Here is a 23,450-nt window from a genome sequence, read left to right as displayed (position 1 = left end):
CGTCTTACACGGAGTGATAAAAGAGCAGCGTAGGCGAAGCGGCCTGGAAAGGCCGGCCAAAGAAGGTAACAGCCCTGTAGCTGAAATGCCGCTCTCTCTTTAGACGCATCCTGAGTACCGCGGGACACGTGAAACCCCGCGGGAATCCGGCAGGACCATCTGCCAAGGCTAAATACTCCCTAGCGACCGATAGTGAAGCAGTACCGTGAGGGAAAGGTGAAAAGCACCCCGGGAGGGGAGTGAAAGAGAACCTGAAACCGTGCGCTTACAAGAAGTCAGAGCCCGATCTAGGGGTGATGGCGTGCCTTTTGTAGAATGAACCGGCGAGTTACGTTCCCGTGCGAGGTTAAGGTGAAGAGCCGGAGCCGCAGCGAAAGCGAGTCTGAACAGGGCGAATGAGTACGTGGACGTAGACCCGAAACCGTGTGATCTACCCCTGTCCAGGGTGAAGGTGAGGTAACACTCACTGGAGGCCCGAACCCACGAATGTTGAAAAATTCGGGGATGAGGTGGGGGTAGCGGAGAAATTCCAATCGAACTCGGAGATAGCTGGTTCTCCCCGAAATAGCTTTAGGGCTAGCCTCAGGAAGAAAGAGTAGTGGAGGTAAAGCACTGATTGGGTGCGGGGCCCGCCAAGGGTTACCAAGTCCAGTCAAACTCTGAATGCCACATACTTGTACCTGGGAGTCAGACAGTGAGTGCTAAGATCCATTGTCAAGAGGGAAACAGCCCAGACCATCAGCTAAGGTCCCTAAGTAGGTGTTAAGTGGGAAAGGATGTGGAGTTGCACAGACAACCAGGATGTTGGCTTAGAAGCAGCCACCATTGAAAGAGTGCGTAATAGCTCACTGGTCGAGTGACTCTGCGCCGAAAATGTAACGGGGCTAAACACACCACCGAAGCTATGGATTGACGAAAGTCAGTGGTAGGGGAGCGTTGTGTACCGGAGCGAAGGTAGACCGGAAGGACTGCTGGACTGTACACAAGTGAGAATGCCGGTATGAGTAACGAAAAGACAAGTGAGAATCTTGTCCGCCGAAAGCCTAAGGGTTCCTGAGGAAGGTTCGTCCGCTCAGGGTTAGTCGGGACCTAAGGCGAGGCCGAAAGGCGTAGTCGAAGGACAACAGGTGGAAATTCCTGTACCACCGTAAGCCGTTATGAGTAATGGGGTGACGCAGAAGGGTAGTCGTGCGAGCGGATGGATGCTCGTCCAAGCAGTGAGGCTGATGTGCAGGCAAATCCGCGCATCGTAAGGCTGGGCTGTGATGGGGAGGGAAATGTAAGTACCGAAGGCGATGATCTCATGCTGCCAAGAAAAGCCTCTAGCCAGGTGAAGGTGCCCGTACCGCAAACCGACACAGGTAGGCGAGAAGAGAATTCTAAGGCGCGCGGAAGAACTCTCGTTAAGGAACTCGGCAAAATGACCCCGTAACTTCGGGAGAAGGGGTGCCCCGGTAAGGTGAATAGCCTGAGGGGGCCGCAGTGAAAAGGCCCAAGCGACTGTTTAGCAAAAACACAGGTCTGTGCGAAGCCGCAAGGCGAAGTATACGGGCTGACGCCTGCCCGGTGCTGGAAGGTTAAGGGGAGTGGTTAGGTGCAAACCGAAGCTGTGAACCGAAGCCCCAGTAAACGGCGGCCGTAACTATAACGGTCCTAAGGTAGCGAAATTCCTTGTCAGGTAAATTCTGACCCGCACGAATGGCGTAACGACTTGGGCGCTGTCTCAACGAGAGATCCGGTGAAATTTTAATACCTGTGAAGATGCAGGTTACCCGCGACAAGACGGAAAGACCCCATGGAGCTTTACTGCAGCTTGATATTGAATTTGGGTACGATCTGTACAGGATAGGTGGGAGCCTAAGAAGCATGAGCGCCAGCTTGTGCGGAGGCGACGTTGGGATACCACCCTGATCGTATCTAGGTTCTAACCTGGGTCCGTGATCCGGATCGGGAACAGTGTCAGGCGGGCAGTTTGACTGGGGCGGTCGCCTCCTAAAGAGTAACGGAGGCGCCCAAAGGTTCCCTCAGAATGGTTGGAAATCATTCGAAGAGTGCAAAGGCAGAAGGGAGCTTGACTGCGAGACAAACAGGTCGAGCAGGGACGAAAGTCGGGCTTAGTGATCCGGTGGTACCGAATGGAAGGGCCATCGCTCAACGGATAAAAGCTACCCTGGGGATAACAGGCTTATCTCCCCCAAGAGTCCACATCGACGGGGAGGTTTGGCACCTCGATGTCGGCTCATCGCATCCTGGGGCTGAAGTAGGTCCCAAGGGTTGGGCTGTTCGCCCATTAAAGCGGTACGCGAGCTGGGTTCAGAACGTCGTGAGACAGTTCGGTCCCTATCTGTCGCGGGCGCAGGAAATTTGAGAGGAGCTGTCCTTAGTACGAGAGGACCGGGATGGACGTACCGCTGGTGTACCAGTTGTTCCGCCAGGAGCACCGCTGGGTAGCCAAGTACGGAAGGGATAAGCGCTGAAAGCATCTAAGCGTGAAGCCCCCCTCAAGATGAGATTTCCCAATTCAGTAAGACCCCTTGTAGACGACGAGGTAGATAGGTTCGGGGTGGAAGTGCAGCAATGCATGCAGCTGACGAATACTAATCGGTCGAGGGCTTAACCATAATACCCAAGAAAGTGAAGAGGAAGCTGACGAAGCGGAATCCGAATACTTTCTCGGGGCCCGAAAGAACAAACAAGCTTACGTTGAATTCGCTGCTAGTTTTCAGGGAATAAACACCCTGAATGAAATAAAACGTTTGGTGATCATGGCGAAGGGGAACCACGCGTACCCATACCGAACACGGCCGTTAAGCCCTTCAGCGCCGATGGTACTTGGACCGCAGGGTCCCGGGAGAGTAGGACATTGCCAAGCAACATGTAAAAAGAGTCCGCAGATGCGGGCTCTTTTTTTGCATTCGTTTCGGTTTAAACATTGTAAGAAGAGGTCTCCGTCAGGTTGATGTTAATTAGTGCGGCCGGGCCCTTTTTCTGTAACCTCAGCAGTATTACATAGCGGGGGAAGATCAACCAAATATGGACGAACATCAAATGAGCCGGAAAGAAAGAAGGAGTCCAGGGAGCGGCAGCGACTAAGCCCGCCATTCCGATCCAGAAAATATGGTGTTGAATTCGCAGCAAATGGGAAAAGGAGGTGTAAGTGCCCGGTAGATAACCAACCCAGGGGAACCTCCATCTCAGTCGCCAGCTTTTGCAGCGGCCAGGGCTTCTCAAGTATGCCATATACAGCTTGGCGATTGCCGTATGGGTCGCTATAACGATAAAGAAGGATAAGTACAGTGCATGGTAAAGGCCCTTTTGAATATCCCAAATGACGACCGGCAGTAAAGAAGCAATAAACAATGCAACAGCGATCCTGCTGTAATAAATTCTATGGATTAATCTGTAGTTGTAGATAGTAGAATGATTAGAGAGTGTACGTTCCGGCATAAAATCTCCTTTTACTAGACATACCATATCCCCACGGATGGGCTTACATTTTTTTATCGGCATTATGCTGCCGGATTTTTAACGGCGTAACCGAATCGATGGGCATAACATAAGATGGATTGAACGCGGTGCAGGATTATCCTAGTGATAGATAGTTTTAAATCAATAGATTATGGGTATACTGGTATCATCAGATTAGGGGTGAACGTTGTATGGAACAACAAATTATCAATTCATGCATTATTTGCAATCTGGAAAAGGAAAAAGGCATCAGGATCATTTCAGAATTTATATGCGAGGAATGCGAAGCGGAACTGGTGCGTACTGATGTGAAAGATGTCAAGTATCCTTTTTTTATCCATCAAATGAAGCAAATTTTGTACAAAATGAACGCATGAGATTCATATCTGCATGTCAGGGCCTTTTATAAAGGTCTTTTTTATTTGAGAAGCCGTAAATTCTTGCAGGTTTTTGCATTTTCAGAAATTGGTGTGTCTCGATACCTTGTCCTCATGCAACAGCTAATATACAATATGGAATAAAAATATAGCAAACACGGGGAGGTGCGCAAGATGGAGTTGGATCCGCACAGAGCCCCATTGTATGAAGCTGTTATCGCGCACGCAAGCAAAGGAGCTGTGAGTTTTCATGTGCCCGGCCATAAGTCGGCTAAAGGGGCAGCGGGTGCAGGCAGCGATACGCTTTCCGGCGTAATGTCGATTGATTTTACGGAAATTGCCGGATTGGACGATCTGCATCACCCCCAGGGAGCGATTATGGAAGCCCAGCAGCTGGCTGCCCAATGTTTCGGGGCGGATGCGACATTCTTTCTGGTAGGCGGCAGTACAGTCGGGAATATGGCGATGATTTTGTCGGTTTGCGAGCCGGGCGAATTGCTGCTGGTCCAAAGAAATGTGCATAAATCCGTCATCCACGGCCTCATGCTGGCAGGAGCTCGCGCTGTATTCCTTCCTCCGCGAAGGGATACACAGACAGTACAGCTTGTAGGAGTCGAGCCGGAGGCTGTCAGCAAGGCGCTGGACCTCTACCCTGAGGCCAAAGGCATACTGGTGTCGAACCCCAATTATTATGGTTTGGGAATGGAACTCAAGCAGCTTGCGGAGCTGGCGCACCGGCACGATAAGCCGTTGTTAGTGGATGAGGCGCACGGCGCCCATTACGGGTTTCACCCTCTTCTGCCCGCATCGGCCATTTCCTGCGGTGCGGATGTAGTCGTACAATCGACTCACAAGATGCTGTCAGCGATGACGATGGGGGCGATGCTTCATGTCAAGGGCAACCGAGTGGAGCAGGGCCTGCTGCGGCAAAGATTGGTGATGCTTCAAAGCTCCAGCCCGTCCTATCCGATTATGGCCAGTCTCGATCTCAGCCGCATGCAGATGCACACCGCCGGCAGAGAGAGCATACAGCGGGGGTTGGAGGCCGTAAACTTTTTTATAACCCGATTGGAGACATTATCCTGTTTCTCTCTATTGGAGAAGGAGTGCGACCCCGAGACATACGCACATAGGGATCCCTTCAAAGTGGCTATTAAGGATGCAACAGGTACTTTAACCGGATTCCAGCTGCAGGCGGCCCTTCAGCAAAGAGGGTGTTTTCCGGAGATGGCCGACCTGGAATATGTCCTATTGATCTTCAGCTGGGCGTCATCAATCGAGGACGCGGCTCGCGCGATCGGAGCTTTGGAATCAATATTGTCCGACAATGGGCTTGGTAAGCAGGAGAATTCCGCGGCGATAGAGAATAAGACAAGTATTCCCCTATTTTCTGCAATTTCATCTCCAGTTCCTTTCCGGTTACATTTCACCAATGGCAAACCTGTTCGCGATGCAGCTTTGAAAGATGCGGTTCACCGATACTCTGCGGAGATGGTGATCCCATACCCTCCGGGGATTCCCGTATTGTATCCAGGCGAACGGATCTCGCAGGAAGCGGCAGATTATCTGCAGCAGCTGAACGAATGCGGAGCAAGGTTCCAAGGAGCGGCGGACAAGGGATTGGACAAAATCCGTGTTTTTACATAGGCGATTAACCCAAACCCGCTGCCCGGCATATATTATATCAAGACTACCGCGGATGTCGTTATAGTCGTAATACAGGAGGAACATGTGAAAGGCAAATTCATAAGTTTTGAAGGACCGGACGGTGCAGGGAAAACAACGCAGGTAAAGAAGCTGGCGGAGTACCTTATGTATGCCGGCTATGATGTGGTGGTGACGCGCGAACCCGGAGGGACGCCGATCAGCGACCAGATCCGTGGATTGATCCTATCTCCGGACCATCAAGAAATGGCAGACCAAGCGGAAGTCCTTTTATACGCCGCATCGAGGGCACAGCATGTGCACGAATTGATTTTGCCGGCTTTGGAGGAAGGAAAGATTGTCATCAGCGACCGTTATATCGACGCCAGCGTCGCTTACCAAGCTTACGGTCTCGGGATCGATCTCGATGCTGTGATTTCCATCAACCGTTTTGCAAGCTCCGGACTGCAGCCGGACAGAACTTATATGTTGGATTTATCTGTTGAAGCAAGCAGGGAGCGTTTACAATCCAGAACGGCGGGTAATGGTATGCAAGGATTAGACAGGATCGAACAGAAAGGCGCCGCCTACCATCAAAGGGTAAGGGAAGGATTCCATCGTATTGCCGCTCGCGAGACGGAACGGATTGTCGTTATCGACGCGGACCGCACTGCGGAAGAAATGGCGAAACAAATAATTGGGGATTGTGAACAGTTTTTAAACCATTTCCAATGAGAAATGCGCTATAATACAAGGGAGGGTTTCTTTATGAAATTAGTAATCGCCGTAGTTCAGGACAAAGACAGCAACCGTCTGTCCAACGCTTTGGTCAAAGACGGGTTCCGGGCAACGAAACTGGCCAGCACCGGCGGTTTTCTCAGGGCCGGCAACACAACGTTCATGATTGGTATCGAGGACGAAAGAGTTCCGGAAGTGATGAAAGTCATCCAAGCCAATTGCAAAACAAGGGAACAGCTGGTCACACCGGTATCTCCGATGGGTGGAACAACCGATTCCTATATCCCTTTCCCAGTTGAGGTCCAGGTCGGAGGAGCAGCGGTGTTTGTGCTTCCGGTCGAGCGTTTCGAGCACTTTTAAGATGGAAAAGGAGGGACTTCCCCTATGAAAATCAATCCAGGCTGGCGGCCCCTCGATAAAGATATCAGGCTCGGAGACGGTTCGTCCGCGCACAATATCCAAGCCAAAAACTTTTCCGACATCATGTACCATCACCAGGAAAAAGCCTCTGAGCAGCAACTGCAGCAGATTGTCCAGCAGATCCATATGCAGGCCGACCGGCTTCTGAAATCGATGACGATCCGGGAGCTGCACACTTATAAACAGTACGTCAAGAGATTTCTTGAAGAGACGGCCCGCAGGGGGATCCGTTTGAGGGACACCAAGGGCTGGGACCGCAGGGGAAGGACGAAGAGATACAAGCTTTTGGACGAAATCGACGGGCATCTGCTGAGGATGGCGGATGACCTGTTGGACAGCGAGCAGGGACGGATTGAAATTCTGGGAGCGATCGGCGAAATCAGAGGACTGCTCATTAATTTCGCTTTTTAGATAGGAAGTCGTAGATATATGCCTTTTACATCCATACGCGGCCAGCAGCACGCCAAAAGGCTGCTGCAGAACGGACTGCGCTCCGATACATTGTCGCATGCCTATATATTTACCGGACCCGTGGGGACGGGAAGGAAGAAGATGGCGTTTGCGCTCGCCCAAGCCGTGTACTGTACCGGGATGAAGGACGACGCTTGCGGAACCTGTCTGGAATGCCGCAAAGTCGAGCATGGAAACCATCCCGATCTGCATTGGATCGAGCCGGACGGAGCGTCCATCAAGATAGAGCAGGTAAGAGAGCTGCAAAAAGAGTTTGCCTATAAAGCAACGGCTTCAGCCGTTAAAATTTATATTATTCAACATGCAGAGAAAATGACCGTTCAAGCGGCAAATTCGCTGCTTAAATTTTTGGAGGAGCCCGGATCGCAGGTGATTGCCGTTTTAATCGCGGAGAATGGACAGGCCTTGCTGCCGACCATTCGTTCGAGGGCGCAGGAGATCCACTTTTTCCCTTTGAAAAGGGGTGAGATGATCCATGCCTTGCTGGAGGAAGGACATCCTGCCCCATTGGTTGCCGCCGCGGCGCATTTGACTGCCGGAATGGAGGCCGCAAGAGAGCTGATCACGTCAAAATGGTTTGCAGAAACCAGAAACGTAGTGATACAATTGACAAAGGAAATCCTGACCCGATTTCCGGCTGCATTCTTGACCATACAGCAAAAAGTGATAAAAACGGAGCTTTCGGAGCATGTTCATATATTGTTGGATCTCGTTATTTTATGGTTTAAAGATATGGTTCATTTGAGCTTGGGACGCCGACAACAGCTCATCTACAGCGATCAATTGGAATGGATGAGCCCGCAGGCCTTCAGCAAAGGAACCGACTATTGGCTGCGCGGAATGGAACGGGCGATGGAAATGCAGAAGCGTCTCCGTTACCATGCTAATCCCCAATTAATCCTGGAGAAATGGTTGATTGAACTTCAGGGGGTGTAAAATGTATTCAGTGGTTGGAGTCCGCTTTAAGAAAGCGGGTAAAATATATTATTTCGACCCGAGCGATTTTCATGTGGAGCAGGATAACTCGGTCATTGTGGAAACTGCAAGGGGGATCGAGTACGGCAAGGTCGTTATCGGCCGCAAGAACGTAGAGGAGCAGGACGTGGTCCTTCCCTTGAAGAAAGTGATCCGTATTGCCGACCTCACGGACGCCGAGCTGGTTGAGAACAATAAGGCGGCGGCTAAAGAGGCTTTTGGCATCTGCCAGAACAAGATTAAAGAGCATGAATTGAAAATGAAGCTTGTGGATGTGGAGTACACGTTTGACCGTAATAAGATCATTTTTTATTTTACTGCGGAAGGACGGGTTGATTTCAGGGAATTGGTAAAGGATCTTGCGAGCATCTTCAGGACAAGGATCGAGCTCAGGCAGATCGGAGTGCGCGACGAAGCCAAGATGTTGGGCGGTATCGGCCCATGCGGCCGGATCCTGTGCTGCTCTTCGTTCCTGGGAGATTTCGAACCGGTGTCCATCAAGATGGCAAAGGATCAGAATTTGTCCTTGAACCCGACCAAAATTTCCGGATTGTGCGGCAGACTTATGTGCTGTCTTAAATATGAGCATGATAATTATGAAATCGGCAAGGACAGCCTTCCGAAAGTGGGCAGCATGGTGGTAACCTCTTACGGAAACGGCAAAGTCCTTGGCTTGAAGCTTGAGGAGCGGTTGGCGAAAGTGCAGCTTTTCGATCTGGGTAAGGTGATGGACCTGCCTTTCGACGATGTGGTTGAGCAGTAGGGAGCGGCATACCCGGGCACTGAGGTGAAACAGTGGACAAGAATCATATATTTCTGCAATTCGATCAGATGGAAGAGCAAATGGGCAAAATGTACACAGATTTAGGGACGCTGAAAAAGAAGCTGATCGATCTGTTGGAAGAAAACAAGCGGCTCGCTATTGAGAACAGTCAACTGCGTCTTCTGATCAAAAAGGAAGAGGCCTCCGAGGAGGAGGACGGGAAGGAACCTTATCCTCTGCAGGGTCAAGGTTACGATAATTTAGCCGGGCTGTACCAAGAAGGATTTCATATATGCAACGTCAACTATGGACATTTAAGGACGGAAGGGGACTGCCTCTTCTGCTTGTCTTTCCTGAATAAATGAATTACCGCCGTAGAGATCCCGTCTCTACGGTTTTTTGCAGGTTATTATGAAAGCGGAGAAGTGAACGGATTGGAAAACGTGAAGCTGCAGCCTACAGAAAGGCTGGATGATTTGTTGACGAATAATTTAAGGATTATCCAGAGCGAGGAAGTGTTCAGCTTCTCCATGGACGCTATACTATTGGCTCACTTTTGCAGTGTCCCTGTGAAAGGGGCTATACTTGACCTGTGCACAGGAAACGGTGTTGTACCTCTTCTGCTGACGACACGTACCAGGTCCCGAATCTGGGGAGTGGAAATTCAAGAGCGATTGGCCGATATGGCGAAGCGCAATGTGAAGCTCAACGGTCTGCAGGATCAATTGACCATGCTGCACGGAGATCTGAAAGAGGTCCATCAAACGCTGGGCTACGGAAATTTTGACCTGGTCACCGTCAACCCTCCATACTTACCGGTACCGAGCGGGGAGATCAGCGGCAATGCCCATTTTGCGGCGGCCAGGCATGAAGTGCACTGTACTCTTGAAGATGTGGCGGCGGCTTGCTCAAGGCTGGTACGTCCCGGAGGTAAGGCGGCAATGGTTCACAGGCCGCATCGTCTGGCTGACATTGTCTGCCTGATGCGGAAATACCGACTGGAGCCCAAGCGTATCCGTTATATCCACCCACGGCAGGGAGAGGAGGCCAATATGGTGCTGATTGAAGCGATAAGAGACGGCAAGCCGGAGATACGCACACTGCCTCCCCTGATCGTCTACACGGAAGAAGGGGTATACTGCAAGGAGCTGATGAAAATATATTATGGAGGGGTTAACGCCTCCAGTGGAGCGGAGCAGGAGTCACGATGCTGAAGGTACAAAAAAGCTACGAGGAACACACAGCCGGCACTCTTTATCTCGTCGGCACACCTATAGGAAATTTGGAAGATATGACTTACCGGGCCATTCGAATTTTGGGAGAGGTCAAGTGGATTGCAGCGGAGGATACCCGGCAGACCCGAAAGCTGCTGACGCATTACGATATTTCCACGAGACTGGTCAGCTACCATGAACACAATAAACAAGCGAGCGGCCCTGAATTGATTCGGCTTCTGCTGACCGGAGAATCCATTGCCCTTGTGAGCGACGCAGGTCTGCCGGCTATCTCGGATCCGGGCTGCGAACTGGTTCAGCTGGCGGTGGAACACGAGATACCCGTAGTTCCTGTTCCCGGCGCGAACGCGGCCTTATCCGCCTTGATTATTTCCGGACTCCCCACGGATAAATTTACGTTTATAGGCTTCTTGCCGAGAGACAACAAGACGGCCGCGAGTCAGCTTGAAGAGCTTAAAAGCCGGAGGGAAACGCTTATTTTATATGAATCCCCCCACCGTATATCCAAAACGCTGGAAAAGATTAAAGAAGCTTGGGGCGACCGGCCGGTTGCCGTAACCCGTGAACTGACCAAACGTTTCGAGGAAGTGGCCCGGGGAACCGTGACGGAAAGCCTGGAACGGCTGAAAGATCACCCGCCTCTTGGGGAATACTGTATTATTGTGGGCGGCTTTGAAGGGAAGGACTCGGATGAGCGGGGCGGCTGGTGGGAGAACCTTTCTTTAGCCGAACACGTGGAGCGTTATATGGCGGACGGACTGGATCGAAAGGATGCAATGAAGCAGACCGCCAAGGAACGCGGCTTATCCAAGAGGGACGTGTACAATGAGCTTTTGGGCCATTAAAATACTTCTGGTATAATGATGTGCAGCATGTCTACAAAAAAAAAATCCCTTACAGGCCTAAAGGTCTGGTAAGGGATCAAGAGGAGATATGAAAAAGGTTAGAATTAACAATTTCAACTTACTGTTTCTATTATATACTATTTTTATTAGTTTGTCACAGGAGTTGGCATATCCGCTAAACAATTATGGCAAACGATTTTTCCTTTGAAGTAAGAGACGTTCTCCGCGTTTCCGCAGAAAATGCAGGCTGGTTCATATTTCTTGAGCATGATGCGCTCGCCGTCCACATAGATCTCGAGAGCGTCTTTCTCGCCAATTCCAAGAGTGCGGCGCAGTTCGATGGGAATGACAACACGCCCAAGTTCGTCGACTTTACGTACAATGCCAGTAGATTTCATCATTATGAAAGGTTCCTCCTATAGATATGTATTTTATCGTCAATATTCGACATATTTTTCGATTCTAATAATACCAACGATTCCCAGAATAGTCAACTTAAAAATAGATTAAAAGTCTATAAAATTTAAGCAAAAAAGGAAATACATAGAAATTTTAAAAAAATTATTTTAAGCTAAACAGTTGATTTTACTGCATTTTTTCCGCTTATTACCGTTTTGGGTTATAATGAAAACAGCTTTGAAAATTGTTACAGGATTATGAAAATTGTAAATAAAAGTCATGGAAATCGACTTTTTTCGACAAAAATAATAGAGACAAGCGATCCACCCGGTCGAAAAACAGTTCTATCTCAGGGAGGTGTCTATGTATCGGTTGCTGCGTGAGGAAAAAGTGTTCAAGGATCCGATCCATAAATACATTTATGTCCAGGATCAGTTGATTTGGGATTTGATCAATACCAAGGAGTTCCAAAGGTTGCGGAGGATCAGGCAGTTAGGCACTTCTTACCTGACCTTTCACGGCGCTGAACACAGCCGGTTCTCCCACTCCCTGGGCGTATATGAAATCACCCGCAAAATCATTTCCCAGTTCGAACGGAACCAGTACGAGAGCTGGCCCGGGGAAGAGAGGCTTTTGTGCTTGTGCGCGGCGCTGCTGCATGACATCGGGCATGGGCCGTTCTCCCATTCCATCGAAGGCGTATTCGGCATCCACCACGAAGAGTGGACGATCCGCATGCTGCTCGGTGAAACAGAGGTTAACCGTGTTTTAAGCCGGGTTTCCCCTGTGTTTCCCCAGAAGGTGGCGGGTGTGATTGCCAAGACCTATGAAAAGGAAATTGTAGTCAGTCTTGTTTCAAGCCAGCTGGACGCGGATCGGATGGACTATTTGCTGAGGGATGCTTATTTCACCGGAGTCAATTACGGCACGTTTGATCTGGAGCGTATTCTGCGGATCGTCAGGCCGTACAAAGGGAGGATCGTTGTCAAAGACAGCGGAATGCACGCGGTGGAGGACTATTTAATGTCCCGGTACCAGATGTATTGGCAGGTGTACTTTCACCCGGTCACACGCAGTGCAGAGGTGATATTGAATAAAATTTTTCAAAGGGCCAAAATGCTGTACGAAGAAGGCTATTCCTATCGATTTATGTTGAGGCCTATGGTGGAAATGTTTGAGCGCACGATCAGCTTGGAAAACTATTTTCTGCTGGACGAGTCGATGATGCAGACGATACTGATACAGTGGAGTTATGAGCAGGATCAGATCCTCTCGGATTTATGCGGCAGATTCATGCATCGCAAGCTGTTTAAATATGTGGCAGTCGACGATGTTTCGCCGAGTCTGCTGGAAGCGATAACGGCGGGGATGCAAAGGATGGGGTTTGATTCGTCCTATTACCTGCAGATCGATTATCCGTCTACTCTCCCCTACGATGTGTACCGGCCTGGGCGAGAGGATGACAGCCTGCCGATTCTGCTGCTGGACGAGAAGGAGCAGCTGACCGAGATTTCCCAAAAATCCGACATTGTCCGCTCGATAAGCGGCATCCGCAGAGGAAAGCATCATTTGTATTTTCCCGAGGAAATCAGCCATTCGATGCAATCTCTATGATTTTAAGCCAAAAACAACCGCAGAAGGAGCAGCCATGTTAACAGACACCCATATGCATTTAAACGCGGACGCCTTCGCCGAAGACCGTGATGCGGTCATTAAAAGGGCTTATGAAGCGGGAGTCACCCGGATGGTAAACGTCGGCTTCAACAGAGAAACGATTCCGACATCGATGGAGCTGGTGGAAGCGTATGATTTCATCTGGGGAGCCGTCGGTTGGCACCCTCAGGACGCTAAGGACATGACGCCCGAAGATTTGGATTGGATTGAACAGCTGTGCAGGCATGAAAAGGTGGTGGCACTGGGCGAGATCGGCCTGGACTACTACTGGGACACCTCCCCTAAAGACGTGCAGCAGCGGGTTTTTCGCGAACAGATCCGTCTGGCGCGCAGGATCGGTATCCCGATCGTGATCCATAACCGGGACGCGCACCAGGATATCGTGGATATTTTGCGGGAAGAGAAGGCGGCGGAGATTGGCGGCATCATGCATTGTTATTCCGGATCCTGGGAGATCGCCAAGCTGTGTCTGGATATGAACTTCCATCTTTCGTTCGGGGGGCCCATCACCTTTAAGAATGCGAAACAACCGAAGGAAGTGCTGGAGAAGGTGCCTTTAGACCGTCTGCTCATCGAGACCGATTCTCCTTATTTGACGCCTCACCCTTTCCGGGGCAAAAGAAACGAAACGTCGTATGTGAAGCTTGTCGCCGAGGCGGCAGCAGAAATCAAGGGCGTGTCCCTGGAAGAGCTGGCCGAAATCACGACAAATAACGCCATTTCATTATTAGGCTTGAGGTAAGCTGTCGATTTTTCGCGGTACGAAGCGAAAGCTGTACCAAGCGATAAGGGCCAGGCATACGGCCGGCAGCCAGATCCATTGCATCCCCGTAAACACCAAAAGGAGCAGCGAGAGCACAATGAGCTGCACAACGAGCGCCCGGAAAATAATGCGGCCCACCGCCTGCACCCTTGTCCGGCCTTCCAGCGGATATAATTTCACCCAAAAGGAATGACGTTGCAGCTGCTCCACCCCGGAGATTTGCAAAGCCGAAATTCCCAAAGTCCCGAGGAAGAACAGCACTCTGCCGGTGTCCGAGACAGCGCTGATAAGCAGCAAGCCGCCGATAAGCGTGATCCGGGACAAGATGCCGAACAGCTCCGACCGGATAAACGATTTTGCATAAAGAAAAAAGAATGTGTGATGCTGTGTAAAAGGCACGTAATCGGCAAGCCGCGACAGCGCCGATCTCCTTTTCACCCGGTAAGACCGGGCAGGGACATCCGTAAAAAAGCTGAAGAAGGAGTACAGCCGCGCCTGCTGATCTTTTTCTTGCTGGATAAGCTGTTCCCAGTTGACGGGAAAGCGCGGGGTGCCCCGCATATACAGCGCCGATGCAGCCAAGCTGCAGAGCAGCAACAGACCGGCAATGGGCCAACTTGCGACTAAAAGCATGTAAGCGATTAAAGCTGTCGCTGCCCACCGAAAGAGGGAGTGCACCGTCCGGTAGGTGGCATACTGCAGCTTGTCTTCATACCAGCTTCCAGCCAAATTGCTTGCTTTGATGAGAAAGAAACTGACCAGGAGTGTGATCAGATAGGAAGTTCCCGCGCCGGTACAGTGCTTGATTAGGGGCCACAGGATGAGGAGGGGCACCCCGATCCATAGGAGCTGCATGCCGATGCTCCTGAGCAAGGCTTTGCGAAAATAGCCGCCCAGTTCTCCCTCCAGCCGCAAAAGAAAGACGCGGTCTGCTTCCTTCAGCAGGGTCCGCACGGGAGAGATGACCAGCAGCGGAATAAGCACAGCTAGAGCGATCCACTCGTAAGGGTAGGTAACGGGGAGCCCGTCAAGCAATTTTCGGTAAAAGTAAAAAAACACGATCAAGCCAAGCAGCAAAAAAGTGCCGAAGCCGCTTCGAAACACATCTTTCCAATACTGAAGATTGTTTTTTCGGTAAGCGGCGAGCCTGCCGCTCCATAGCTGGTCCGATTGCTTCACTTGTCCCCCTCCTTGATCAAAGCGAAAAACGTCTCGTCAAGCGAAGCGCCTGGACTGCCGGCCGCCGCAGCGATCTCCCGGAGGGACCCTTGGGCAAGAGCGCGTCCTTTATGCAGGACGACGTAACCGTCGCAATATTTTTCAATCGTCGCCAAAATGTGCGAAGAAATGAGGAAGCTCGCGCCTTTTTCTTTGAATTTCACCATCAATTCCAGCAGGGATCGGATGGCCAGCGGATCAAGGCCGAGGAATGGCTCGTCGATGATATAAAGCTGGGGTTCAATGAGAAAAGCGTTCATGATCATTACCTTCTGCCTCATCCCCTTGGACATCTGGAACGAAAAGCTTTCGGTCTTGTCGGCCATTTGAAATTCCTCAAGCAGAAAATCCATCCGTTCGCGGAACAAGGGTTCGGGAATGCCGTAAGCCCTCGCGGTCAACTCCAGATGCTCGCGGAGAGTCAGATCCTCATACAATTCGGGGGATTCCGGCACATAAGCGTACAGGCTGCGGTAACGTAGAGGAGATTCCTCCAGCTTAAGGCCGCTGATGGTAATCGTTCCCTGCTGCGGCTTAAGAAGTCCGAGAATATGTTTGATCGTTGTGCTTTTTCCCGCGCCGTTTAAGCCGATCAGGCCCATCATTTCGCCCGGACGAAGAGAAAAACTGATTTCACGCAGATAAGGCTTCCGGGGCAGATAGCCGCCGAAAAGCCCGTCCACTTTGAGTGAAGTTTCCAAAACGAGCACCTCTCTTTTAAGGGAAATTATGTAAAATATGTGTGGGTTTTTATGCCCATATAGGGCAAAAAAATGATAAAAAAGTCATGCTTTTTGCGATATGTCGAGAAAAACAAGAAAACTAAACCTAATACAAAGAAATAACCTGTTTTTATTCGGTAAAAAGCAGTATTTGATTGGAATTTATCTTTTTTTGACCATTTTTAGAAAATTTCCAGACTTTACATGTCATAATTTACAGCGTATCATAGCTTTCATGATAACTTAATACATCTTATCATATTTCCGTATCGCTGAGTTTCCCTTTTGGGGAAACGGGGGAACCAAGTCATGGTACCATGTTCATGGTATCAGGGGTGAATCCTAAGGCAAGCACCGCTTGCCCAGGTAGGGCGACTCTCACGTCCGAATCCGTCAGCTAACCTCGTAAGCGTGCAGAGAGAGGTAACTTAACATCGTGTACTGTTTCTGATTGATTGGAAAAGCCACGAGAGAAGTCCTCTTCTCTTTTGGCTTTTTTTGTTGCCCGGAAATATGGATATTAGAGAACTGCAGCTCATACATTGTTCAAAGGAGGTGGACGACTCCCGGCTCGAACGAAGAAGTATGAAGCCAATGTTGGGATGTAAGTAAAATACCACAGTCACGTCAAAATTAATCATGCACTACACGACGGCGAGGCTTACAAGGAGGACCGAAGAAGTGGGAGCTTTAGACAACCGGCAAACCCATGAAGAGCGATCATCCAACCTATCCTTCGCATTGCGATGGAAGCATGAAAACTTGCGTTTGATATCAACGATATCAATTATCTCTTGCGCTATGACTTTCATGTTCTTGGTGATGTTATACGGTACGGCTACCAAAAGCGTATCCGTGGTGGTGAACGGACAAGAGCAGGTAGTAAAAACCAAGCAGCTTGTCCTGCAACGCCTACTGGATGAACAAGCCATATCGATTGGGGAGCATGATCTTGTTAATATTCCTCTGAATGGGAAGATTCAAGACGGACAGAGAATAACAATTGATCGTGGAAAACCAGTCCAATTGACAGCTGATGGAAAGACGACAACGGTTTACACCACCGGTACAACGGTAGAGAGTGCTTTGAGAAACTTACATATAGCACTTGGGAAAGACGACAAGGTCGTTCCTTCCCCGGAAACGAAATTATCGGATACATCGGATGTCAGAATCATTCGCGTCAAGAAAGAGACCGAACAGGAGAATGTGCCTATATACTTCGGAGTTATTCAGCAGAACGACAACAATTTGCTTAAAGGCAAGGAGCAGGTCGTTCAAGAAGGCAAGCAGGGAGTTCTGGTCAAGCAGAAAGAAAAAGTATTTGAGGACGGCGAGCTGGTCTCGGAAACGATTGTGGATGAGTCTGTTGCTGCGCCAAGTGAGGACAGGATTGTTGCGGTGGGTACGAAGAATCCCGTGGTAACCGCAGCCGTTACGGCCGTCCCGGCAGCTGCTCCGGCTTCTGCTCCGGCCAGCGCCCCTGCCGATACGCAGGTAGTCAGCAAAAGCGGTATGAATTTCGGTTATAAGCAGGTGTTGAATAACGTGTCCTTGACCGCTTATGCGGCAGGCGTCAGTTCAACCGGCAAATCCAGCAGCAACCCCCAATATGGGATGACCGCAACCGGAACCCGCGTAACCGAAGGCAGGACGATTGCCGTAGATCCGAGCGTGGTACCGCTTGGATGGTGGGTTTACATTGAGGGTCTCGGTTTCCGCAGGGCGGAGGATACCGGCAGTGCCGTGAAAGGAAAGATCATCGACGTTTATTTCGACAGTGAAGATTACGCCAACCGGTTCGGCCGGAAAAGCGGCTTTACTGTTTATGTGATCGGACCCAACAAGCCTGTAGGGAATTGATTGAATATTCATATTGTGCTATTTTAAATATAATCTAGGTATAATGTGAAGAAGAGGTTGCGGCCTCTTCTTTTTCTGTATAAAGGATGAGAAACGGATAATGATTAAAGAAATTATTGTAGTAGAAGGCAAGGACGACACCGCTGCCATCCGTAGGGCGGTCGAGGCGGAAACGATTGAAACCGGAGGGTCCGCGATTAATACGGCGATATTGAATCGCATCGCGCTCGCCCACCGCCGCAGGGGTGTGATCGTGTTTACGGATCCCGATCATGCGGGGGAAAGAATAAGGAAAATCATCACTCAGCACGTCCCCGGCTGCAAGCACGCTTTTCTGAGGCAAGAAGAAGCTACACTGAAAGGCGATATCGGTGTGGAGAACGCGGCTCCGGAAGCCATCCGGGAAGCGCTCAGCAAGGTGAGGACCGATTATGCCGGCGCCGAATCGCGGATTACTTGGGACGATCTCCTGGAAGCGGGGCTCATTGTGCATCCCCGGGCTTCTTCCCGCCGGTTGGCCGTAGGCAACGCGCTCGGAATAGGGTATGCTAACGGTAAACAATTTTTCAACCGCTGCCGAATGTTTCAAATCACCAGGGAAGAATTCGAAGCGGCCTTAACCCAACTAGATGAAGAGGTTAATCCATGACGATGAATGATTTTTTTTCTTCTGAAGATATTGCATCTCCGAAACGGACGAAGGAATTGATCCGAAAATACGATTTTACGCTAAAGAAAAGCCTTGGACAGAATTTTCTTATCGATTACAAGATATTAAATAAAATTGTCGGAGCCGCCGGGCTGGACAAGAGCAAAGGGGCGTTGGAAATCGGTCCGGGCATTGGCGCGCTCACACAGCAGTTAGCCAAAATCGCGGGAAAGGTGGCCGCTGTAGAAATCGATCAGAGGCTGATTCCCATCCTCGCCGAGACATTGGACCCTTACCCGCATGCAAGCGTAATCCATGGGGATGTGCTCAAGCTTGATCTGCATGGGCTGTTCCGGCAGCATTTCCGGGATGTTCAGGGCGTCAGTGTGGTGGCCAACCTGCCTTATTATATTACTACGCCGATTATTATGAAGCTGCTTGAGGAAAAGCTGCCTCTGGACAATATCGTCGTCATGATCCAGAAGGAAGTCGCCGAACGGATGGCGGCGAAGCCGGGGGGCAAGGATTATGGGAGCTTGAGCATCGCCGTCCAATTCTATTGCGAGCCCGAGATCGTGACGATCGTGCCCCGCACGGTATTCATCCCACAGCCTAACGTGGATTCAGCTGTAATAAGGCTGCGGGTAAGAAAATCTCCTCCGGTGCAGCTCACGGACGAAGAACACTTTTTCAAAGTGATTCAAGCCAGCTTTGCCCAGCGGCGCAAGACGCTGTGGAACAACCTGGTCTCAGGTTTGTATGGGAAAGAGCGCAAGGACGAGCTTCAGGCCGTTCTGTCCGCATGCGGGATCGATCCATCCCGGCGTGGCGAAACGCTCAGTATCGAGGAGTATGCGTGCCTTAGTAACGCGATGCTGGCCTCGATAAGATAGCGTCGCTTTATCCGCGAATTTATTCACACCAAAAGCCCACCCTCGCGCATATGATACATCGGAGGGGATTAAGCTTATGAATCTAGGAGACCTGGTCACAAGAAGATCTTACGGCGGTGACATCATTTTCAAAATCGAGTCAATCACAGGCGCGTGGGCTACCTTAAGAGGAGTGGAGTATCGGCTGTTGGCGGACTCTCCTGTCCAAGATTTAACGTTGACAGACGCTAGATACTTTTGGACCCGCACCATTCGAACCCAGCCCCAAGTCGTTCAGTCCATGCACAAAATGGAGGACTATAGAACGTCCATTCTGAAAAAGGCGATGTCCAGAAATCCTGGGGTCGAGGACAAGGGATACTTCGAACTGCCGGGAAAAGTGCTCCATCTGGACGGTGATCCTTCCTATCTGCAGAAATGCATGAGTCTTTACAAACAGCTGCGAATTCCCGCGAAAGGCTACTACGTGGCGGAGACCGGTATGGCGGAAGCGCTCTACACGCTGCTGCCGGAGGTTCTTCCCGATATCGTGGTGATCACAGGACATGACGGGATCATTAAGCATCGGAGAGATGTAAACAGTCTCAATTCCTATAAAAATTCCCATAATTTTGTGAATGCTGTAAAGGTGGCACGCCAGTACGACAGGAATCTGGATTCCCTGACCGTGATCGCGGGTGCCTGCCAATCCCACTTTGAGGCCTTGGTGGAAGCGGGCGCCAACTTTGCCAGTTCCCCCGCCCGAATCCTGATCCATGCGCTGGATCCGCTTTGTATTGCTGCAAAATTTGCCTACACCTCGGTTCGGGAAACGGTCAGTATCCCGGATGTCATAAACATGACAGTAAGCGGTATCCAAGGAATCGGAGGACTTGAATCCACAGGATGCTATCGTATAGGCCTTCCGAAAGTAACTTATTCTGTTTCAGTGTAAATCGGCAAAGCCCGGTCAGCTTGGAAATTCCAAAGCTCAGACGGGTTTTTTGGTTTGTCTGCATAAAGCAACCAAGTCTGAATTATAATACATTCGAAAAGGTAAATTTAGAACGATGCGTTGACAATGCGCGTGCACTACTGATATAATAATTGGCCTTGTTTGACAAGCCTCCTCAAATGGAGTATAATGTATAAAGAAAGAGGTGGTAGAGAACAATGGCTAAAAATGCGCTGTTGGAAATTAAACGCAGTTTGGAGCCCCATGTCGGGCAGAAAATCATGTTGAAAGCAAATGGCGGACGTCGCAAGACAGTCGAGCGTTCCGGTGTTTTGGAAGAAACCTACCCTTCTGTATTTATTGTAAAATTGGATCAAGAGCAGAACGCTTTCAAACGTGTATCTTACAGTTATGCCGACATTCTAACGGAATCCGTAGAAGTGACGGTGTGCAACGATGATGGACAAATGCGCATAACTTACATACAACATTGAGCGCATAATGCAATAGAGCGGCGGTGAAGTCCAAGCGACTTCGCCGCTTTTTTGTTGGCCGTGGGTGCCATTTGCGAGTGAACGTTTGGGTCGCGTATGGTAAAGGTGTTTCGGTGCATACTAATATTACCCCTATAGAGAAGGAGGATGTTCCCATGAGTCGTCGTAGAAACCGTGGAGTTTTGTCCGAGGAGTTCAAGTACGAACTGGCTAAAGACCTTGGTTTTTATGAAACTGTTCAACGCGAAGGATGGGGAGGCATTCGTACCAAGGACGCGGGGAATTTGGTGAAGAGAGCGCTGCAGATCGCGGAGCAGTCGGTGAGACAGCGGCAATCCCGGCCATAACGCAATACAAGCAAGTGTGAGAAGCTCCCGCGGGAGCTTTTTTTCTTAACGTTAAAGACAGTTGGCTAAAGGATTAAAGCGAAATGAAACTTTCTTTACCAAGAAAACCTGCCTATAACCGCGGTCGCTCATCCTTGAACAGCCTTGATAGAGGTTTTCTTATCGGTCTGCGGGTTAACAGGAATGGCGCGCCGAATGCGATGAGATGCTTTTATGAAAGGCATTTGCTATAGTATAGGGAAAGAAGCGGTAAGTAGAGAAGAAGGTGACAGAAGTGAAGGTATTCGAGAAGGCGCCGGCCAAAATCAATTTGTCTCTGGACGTGCTAAGAAAGCGCGAAGACGGTTACCATGAAGTGGAGATGGTAATGACGATGGTCGACCTGGCGGACCGGATTGAAATGCAGGAGTTGCCGAGGGACACGATCATCATCTCCAGCCAGGCGGGTTACATTCCATTGGACGAAAAGAATCTAGCCTTCCAGGCGGCGAGATTAATGAAGGACCGCTATGAGGTAAAGAAGGGCGTTTATATCCACCTGGATAAAAAGATTCCTGTGGCGGCAGGCCTGGCTGGCGGGAGCAGCGACGCGGCGGCTGCCTTGAGAGGGTTGAACCGGCTGTGGGGCCTTAATATCCCGCTGAAAGAACTGCAAACTTTAGGCGCGGAGCTGGGATCGGACGTACCTTTCTGCGTGGCGGGAGGGACGGCCATAGCTCGGGGACGGGGCGAGATCCTGGAGCCGATCGCTTCTCCGCCGCAGTGCTGGGTGATCTTGGCCAAGCCTCCGATTAATGTGTCCACGGCGGATGTATACGGACGATTCCGGGTGAAAGATGTAAAGAAGGGCCCGGCCACCTCCCACGTTCGCAAAGCGATCGAAGATAAAGATTTCTGGGAGCTGTGCGACAGTCTTGGAAATGCGCTGGAAGAAGTCACCTTGTCGTTATATCCGGAAGTCAGACAGCTGAAAGAGGTCATGCACCGTCTGGGAGCTGACGGCGTCCTTATGTCGGGAAGCGGGCCGACGGTCTTTGGACTCGTCTCCAAAGAATCCCGGGTGGCGAGAATATATAACGGGCTGCGCGGTTTTTGCAAGGATGTGTATGCGGTGCGCTTGTTGACCTGATCCGGGGCCCCACAATTTGCTAATGTGAGATCTATGTCAGAATAATTTTCATGAATAACTTGAATAAACACGTATATCAATGATATATTTTCAATATAACATTCGGGTTTGAATTGGCTCTTTCATCATTTATTCCGTGTAGAGAATTGTTTTTTATCCATTGACGAAGAAAGGGGGGGCGCCGATGAAGAAACTTAAAAGAAGCGCAAGACTGGTGGAGATGACTCAGTATTTATTGTTTCGCCCCCATACTTTAATCCCTTTGACTACATTCGCCGAAAGCTACAGTTCCGCGAAGTCGTCCATCAGCGAGGACCTGGCTATAATCAAGGAGGTTTTGGAAAGCGATGGTTTGGGGGAACTGAATACGCTTGCCGGAGCCGCTGGAGGAGTAAAGTATATCCCCACTGTCGCCAAGGCAGGCGCCCTGGAGTATATCCGGGGAATCTGCACTCAGCTTGCACAGCCGGACCGCGTACTCCCCGGAGGCTACGTGTACATGGCGGATATTCTGGGGCAGCCGACAATTCTCAACGAAGTGGGCCGGATGTTCGCGTCTGCTTTTGCCCGGAGGGATTTCGACGTCATCTTGACCGTGGAAACTAAAGGGATCCCCATCGCTTACGCGGCAGCCTCTTATCTGAACGTGCCGGTTGTGGTCGTCCGCAGAGACAGCAGGGTGACGGAAGGATCCGCGGTGAGCATTAATTACGTGTCGGGCTCCAACAAAAGGATCCAGACAATGTCGCTGTCCAGAAGGGCGTTGAAAGAAGATTCGAGGGTCCTCATTATCGACGACTTCAAGAGAGTGGGGGGCACGATGCGGGGTATGATCGACCTCCTGAAGGAATTTAACGCCACCGTCAAAGGCATAGGAGTATTTGTGGAATCGGCAGAGGTGGAGGAACACCTGGTGGAGGACTATGTTTCTCTAGTCAAAATCTCGGGAGTCGATTCCAGGTCAGCGCAGCTGACCGTAGTGCCGGGCAATTATTTTGAAGAAAGCGAGGAATTGTAATGAAACTGCTGACAATATCAACCCAAGGGGCTCCGGCGGCTATAGGGCCATACGCTCAAGCCGTGAAGGCGGGCGACCTTCTGTTTACTTCGGGCCAAATTCCGCTTGGTCTGGACGGACAAGTAGTTGCCGGAGGAATCGCCGAACAGGCGCATCAGGTGTTTTCCAATTTGAAAGCGGTATTAGCGGAAGCCGGGGCGGATTTCAGCCATGTGATCAAGGCGACCGTGTTTATAAAAGATATGAACCAGTTCGCAGAGCTGAATGAAATTTACGCCTCCTATTTCGGAATCCATACACCGGCCCGTTCCACAGTCGAAGTTTCCCGTTTGCCGAAGGATGTTCTTGTCGAAATAGAATTGATCTGCTCGCTTTCTGTCGATTAACTTTGAACTGAAAAAAAACAAAAAA

General features: G+C 50.3%; 25 protein-coding genes, 2 rRNA genes and 1 riboswitch (1 of these 28 running past the window's edge). Of the genes, 23 read left to right on the top strand and 4 right to left on the bottom strand.

Annotation, left to right across the window (positions count from 1 at the left end; translation table 11 throughout):
- Both ACZ5N7_RS13905 and rrf read left to right on the top strand, forming a co-directional pair.
- Nucleotides 1-2,621: ribosomal RNA gene (locus ACZ5N7_RS13905) — 23S ribosomal RNA — on the top strand; it begins 305 nt to the left of the window's first position.
- A gap of 134 nt (nt 2,622-2,755) precedes the next feature.
- Nucleotides 2,756-2,872: ribosomal RNA gene (gene rrf / locus ACZ5N7_RS13900) — 5S ribosomal RNA — on the top strand.
- Between the two features lie 53 nt (nt 2,873-2,925).
- Here the strand turns inward: rrf and ACZ5N7_RS13895 are convergent.
- A complete protein-coding gene (locus ACZ5N7_RS13895; RefSeq protein WP_464654970.1) occupies nt 2,926-3,447 on the bottom strand; it encodes a hypothetical protein in 522 nt (173 codons plus the stop codon).
- A 212-nt stretch (nt 3,448-3,659) separates the two neighbouring features.
- On the opposite strand from ACZ5N7_RS13895, the gene ACZ5N7_RS13890 reads away from it, so the two are divergent.
- From ACZ5N7_RS13890 to rsmI, 10 genes are all read left to right on the top strand, one after another.
- Nucleotides 3,660-3,845, top strand: coding sequence for a sigma factor G inhibitor Gin (locus ACZ5N7_RS13890; protein WP_464654968.1), 186 nt, complete (start codon nt 3,660-3,662; stop codon nt 3,843-3,845).
- Nucleotides 3,846-4,019: 174 nt separating this feature from the next.
- Complete coding sequence (locus ACZ5N7_RS13885; protein WP_464654966.1) at nt 4,020-5,492, top strand: aminotransferase class I/II-fold pyridoxal phosphate-dependent enzyme; 1,473 nt, start codon at nt 4,020-4,022, stop codon at nt 5,490-5,492.
- 84 nt (nt 5,493-5,576) lie between these two features.
- Complete coding sequence (gene tmk, locus ACZ5N7_RS13880) at nt 5,577-6,224, top strand: dTMP kinase (RefSeq protein ID WP_464654964.1); 648 nt, start codon at nt 5,577-5,579, stop codon at nt 6,222-6,224.
- A 33-nt stretch (nt 6,225-6,257) separates the two neighbouring features.
- Nucleotides 6,258-6,587 carry a cyclic-di-AMP receptor gene (locus ACZ5N7_RS13875; protein ID WP_464654963.1) on the top strand — a complete coding sequence of 110 codons (330 nt, stop codon included), beginning with the start codon at nt 6,258-6,260 and terminating at the stop codon, nt 6,585-6,587.
- Nucleotides 6,588-6,611: 24 nt separating this feature from the next.
- Complete coding sequence (locus ACZ5N7_RS13870) at nt 6,612-7,058, top strand: YaaR family protein (protein ID WP_464654962.1); 447 nt, start codon at nt 6,612-6,614, stop codon at nt 7,056-7,058.
- Between the two features lie 18 nt (nt 7,059-7,076).
- Complete coding sequence (gene holB, locus ACZ5N7_RS13865) at nt 7,077-8,054, top strand: DNA polymerase III subunit delta' (protein WP_464654960.1); 978 nt, start codon at nt 7,077-7,079, stop codon at nt 8,052-8,054.
- Between the two features lies 1 nt (nt 8,055).
- Complete coding sequence (locus ACZ5N7_RS13860) at nt 8,056-8,856, top strand: PSP1 domain-containing protein (protein WP_464654958.1); 801 nt, start codon at nt 8,056-8,058, stop codon at nt 8,854-8,856.
- A 32-nt stretch (nt 8,857-8,888) separates the two neighbouring features.
- Complete coding sequence (yabA, locus tag ACZ5N7_RS13855; protein WP_464654956.1) at nt 8,889-9,221, top strand: DNA replication initiation control protein YabA; 333 nt, start codon at nt 8,889-8,891, stop codon at nt 9,219-9,221.
- 69 nt (nt 9,222-9,290) lie between these two features.
- Nucleotides 9,291-10,070 (top strand): tRNA1(Val) (adenine(37)-N6)-methyltransferase, encoded by a 780-nt coding sequence (locus ACZ5N7_RS13850; protein ID WP_464659275.1) that lies wholly within the window; start codon nt 9,291-9,293, stop codon nt 10,068-10,070.
- On the top strand, nt 10,064-10,936 hold the full coding sequence (rsmI, locus tag ACZ5N7_RS13845; protein ID WP_464654954.1) for a 16S rRNA (cytidine(1402)-2'-O)-methyltransferase: 873 nt from the start codon (nt 10,064-10,066) through the stop codon (nt 10,934-10,936). Before ACZ5N7_RS13850 ends, rsmI begins: the two co-directional genes overlap by 7 nt.
- Before the next feature lie 146 nt (nt 10,937-11,082).
- Here rsmI and ACZ5N7_RS13840 read toward each other — a convergent pair whose 3' ends face one another.
- Entirely contained in the window at nt 11,083-11,337 is a 255-nt protein-coding gene (locus ACZ5N7_RS13840; RefSeq protein ID WP_464654952.1) for an AbrB/MazE/SpoVT family DNA-binding domain-containing protein, read from the bottom strand.
- Between the two features lie 361 nt (nt 11,338-11,698).
- Here ACZ5N7_RS13840 and ACZ5N7_RS13835 point away from each other — a divergent pair, with 361 nt between their 5' ends.
- Both ACZ5N7_RS13835 and ACZ5N7_RS13830 read left to right on the top strand, forming a co-directional pair.
- On the top strand, nt 11,699-12,949 hold the full coding sequence (locus tag ACZ5N7_RS13835) for an HD domain-containing protein (RefSeq protein WP_464654951.1): 1,251 nt from the start codon (nt 11,699-11,701) through the stop codon (nt 12,947-12,949).
- A gap of 34 nt (nt 12,950-12,983) precedes the next feature.
- Complete coding sequence (locus ACZ5N7_RS13830) at nt 12,984-13,751, top strand: TatD family hydrolase (RefSeq protein WP_464654949.1); 768 nt, start codon at nt 12,984-12,986, stop codon at nt 13,749-13,751.
- Here ACZ5N7_RS13830 and ACZ5N7_RS13825 read toward each other — a convergent pair.
- Together ACZ5N7_RS13825 and ACZ5N7_RS13820 are read right to left on the bottom strand one after the other, a co-directional pair.
- A complete protein-coding gene (locus tag ACZ5N7_RS13825; RefSeq protein ID WP_464654948.1) occupies nt 13,737-14,951 on the bottom strand; it encodes an ABC transporter permease in 1,215 nt (404 codons plus the stop codon). The two genes, ACZ5N7_RS13830 and ACZ5N7_RS13825, sit on opposite strands and share 15 nt — an antisense overlap.
- On the bottom strand, nt 14,948-15,691 hold the full coding sequence (locus tag ACZ5N7_RS13820) for an ABC transporter ATP-binding protein (protein ID WP_464654946.1): 744 nt from the start codon (nt 15,689-15,691) through the stop codon (nt 14,948-14,950). Before ACZ5N7_RS13820 ends, ACZ5N7_RS13825 begins: the two co-directional genes overlap by 4 nt.
- Before the next feature lie 281 nt (nt 15,692-15,972).
- Nucleotides 15,973-16,140: riboswitch (cyclic di-AMP (ydaO/yuaA leader) on the top strand.
- 253 nt (nt 16,141-16,393) lie between these two features.
- On the opposite strand from ACZ5N7_RS13820, the gene ACZ5N7_RS13815 reads away from it, so the two are divergent.
- The 9 genes from ACZ5N7_RS13815 (at nt 16,394) to ACZ5N7_RS13775 (ending at nt 23,425) form a co-directional block, all read left to right on the top strand.
- Nucleotides 16,394-17,575: a ubiquitin-like domain-containing protein gene (locus ACZ5N7_RS13815; RefSeq protein ID WP_464654944.1), complete on the top strand. Its 1,182-nt coding sequence runs from the start codon at nt 16,394-16,396 to the stop codon at nt 17,573-17,575.
- 100 nt (nt 17,576-17,675) lie between these two features.
- Entirely contained in the window at nt 17,676-18,224 is a 549-nt protein-coding gene (rnmV, locus tag ACZ5N7_RS13810) for a ribonuclease M5 (RefSeq protein WP_464654942.1), read from the top strand.
- Nucleotides 18,221-19,117, top strand: a complete 897-nt coding sequence (gene rsmA, locus ACZ5N7_RS13805; RefSeq protein ID WP_464654940.1) for a 16S rRNA (adenine(1518)-N(6)/adenine(1519)-N(6))-dimethyltransferase RsmA — start codon at nt 18,221-18,223, stop codon at nt 19,115-19,117. The genes rnmV and rsmA overlap by 4 nt, the downstream gene beginning before the upstream one ends.
- Nucleotides 19,118-19,193: 76 nt before the next feature.
- A complete protein-coding gene (yabG, locus tag ACZ5N7_RS13800; protein WP_464654938.1) occupies nt 19,194-20,051 on the top strand; it encodes a sporulation peptidase YabG in 858 nt (285 codons plus the stop codon).
- Nucleotides 20,052-20,269: 218 nt separating this feature from the next.
- Nucleotides 20,270-20,545 carry a biofilm formation stimulator Veg gene (gene veg / locus ACZ5N7_RS13795; RefSeq protein WP_464654936.1) on the top strand — a complete coding sequence of 92 codons (276 nt, stop codon included), beginning with the start codon at nt 20,270-20,272 and terminating at the stop codon, nt 20,543-20,545.
- Nucleotides 20,546-20,700: 155 nt separating this feature from the next.
- Complete coding sequence (locus ACZ5N7_RS13790; RefSeq protein WP_464654935.1) at nt 20,701-20,892, top strand: protein sspF; 192 nt, start codon at nt 20,701-20,703, stop codon at nt 20,890-20,892.
- Between the two features lie 274 nt (nt 20,893-21,166).
- Nucleotides 21,167-22,021 carry a 4-(cytidine 5'-diphospho)-2-C-methyl-D-erythritol kinase gene (gene ispE / locus ACZ5N7_RS13785; RefSeq protein ID WP_464654933.1) on the top strand — a complete coding sequence of 285 codons (855 nt, stop codon included), beginning with the start codon at nt 21,167-21,169 and terminating at the stop codon, nt 22,019-22,021.
- Between the two features lie 184 nt (nt 22,022-22,205).
- Nucleotides 22,206-23,039, top strand: a complete 834-nt coding sequence (purR, locus tag ACZ5N7_RS13780) for a pur operon repressor (protein ID WP_464654931.1) — start codon at nt 22,206-22,208, stop codon at nt 23,037-23,039.
- Complete coding sequence (locus ACZ5N7_RS13775) at nt 23,039-23,425, top strand: RidA family protein (protein WP_464654930.1); 387 nt, start codon at nt 23,039-23,041, stop codon at nt 23,423-23,425. The genes purR and ACZ5N7_RS13775 overlap by 1 nt, the downstream gene beginning before the upstream one ends.
- Nucleotides 23,426-23,450 lie beyond the last annotated feature (25 nt).

The organism is Paenibacillus sp. JCM 18996, from assembly GCF_055392555.1.
This window is presented reverse-complemented; position numbering and strand designations above follow the sequence as displayed.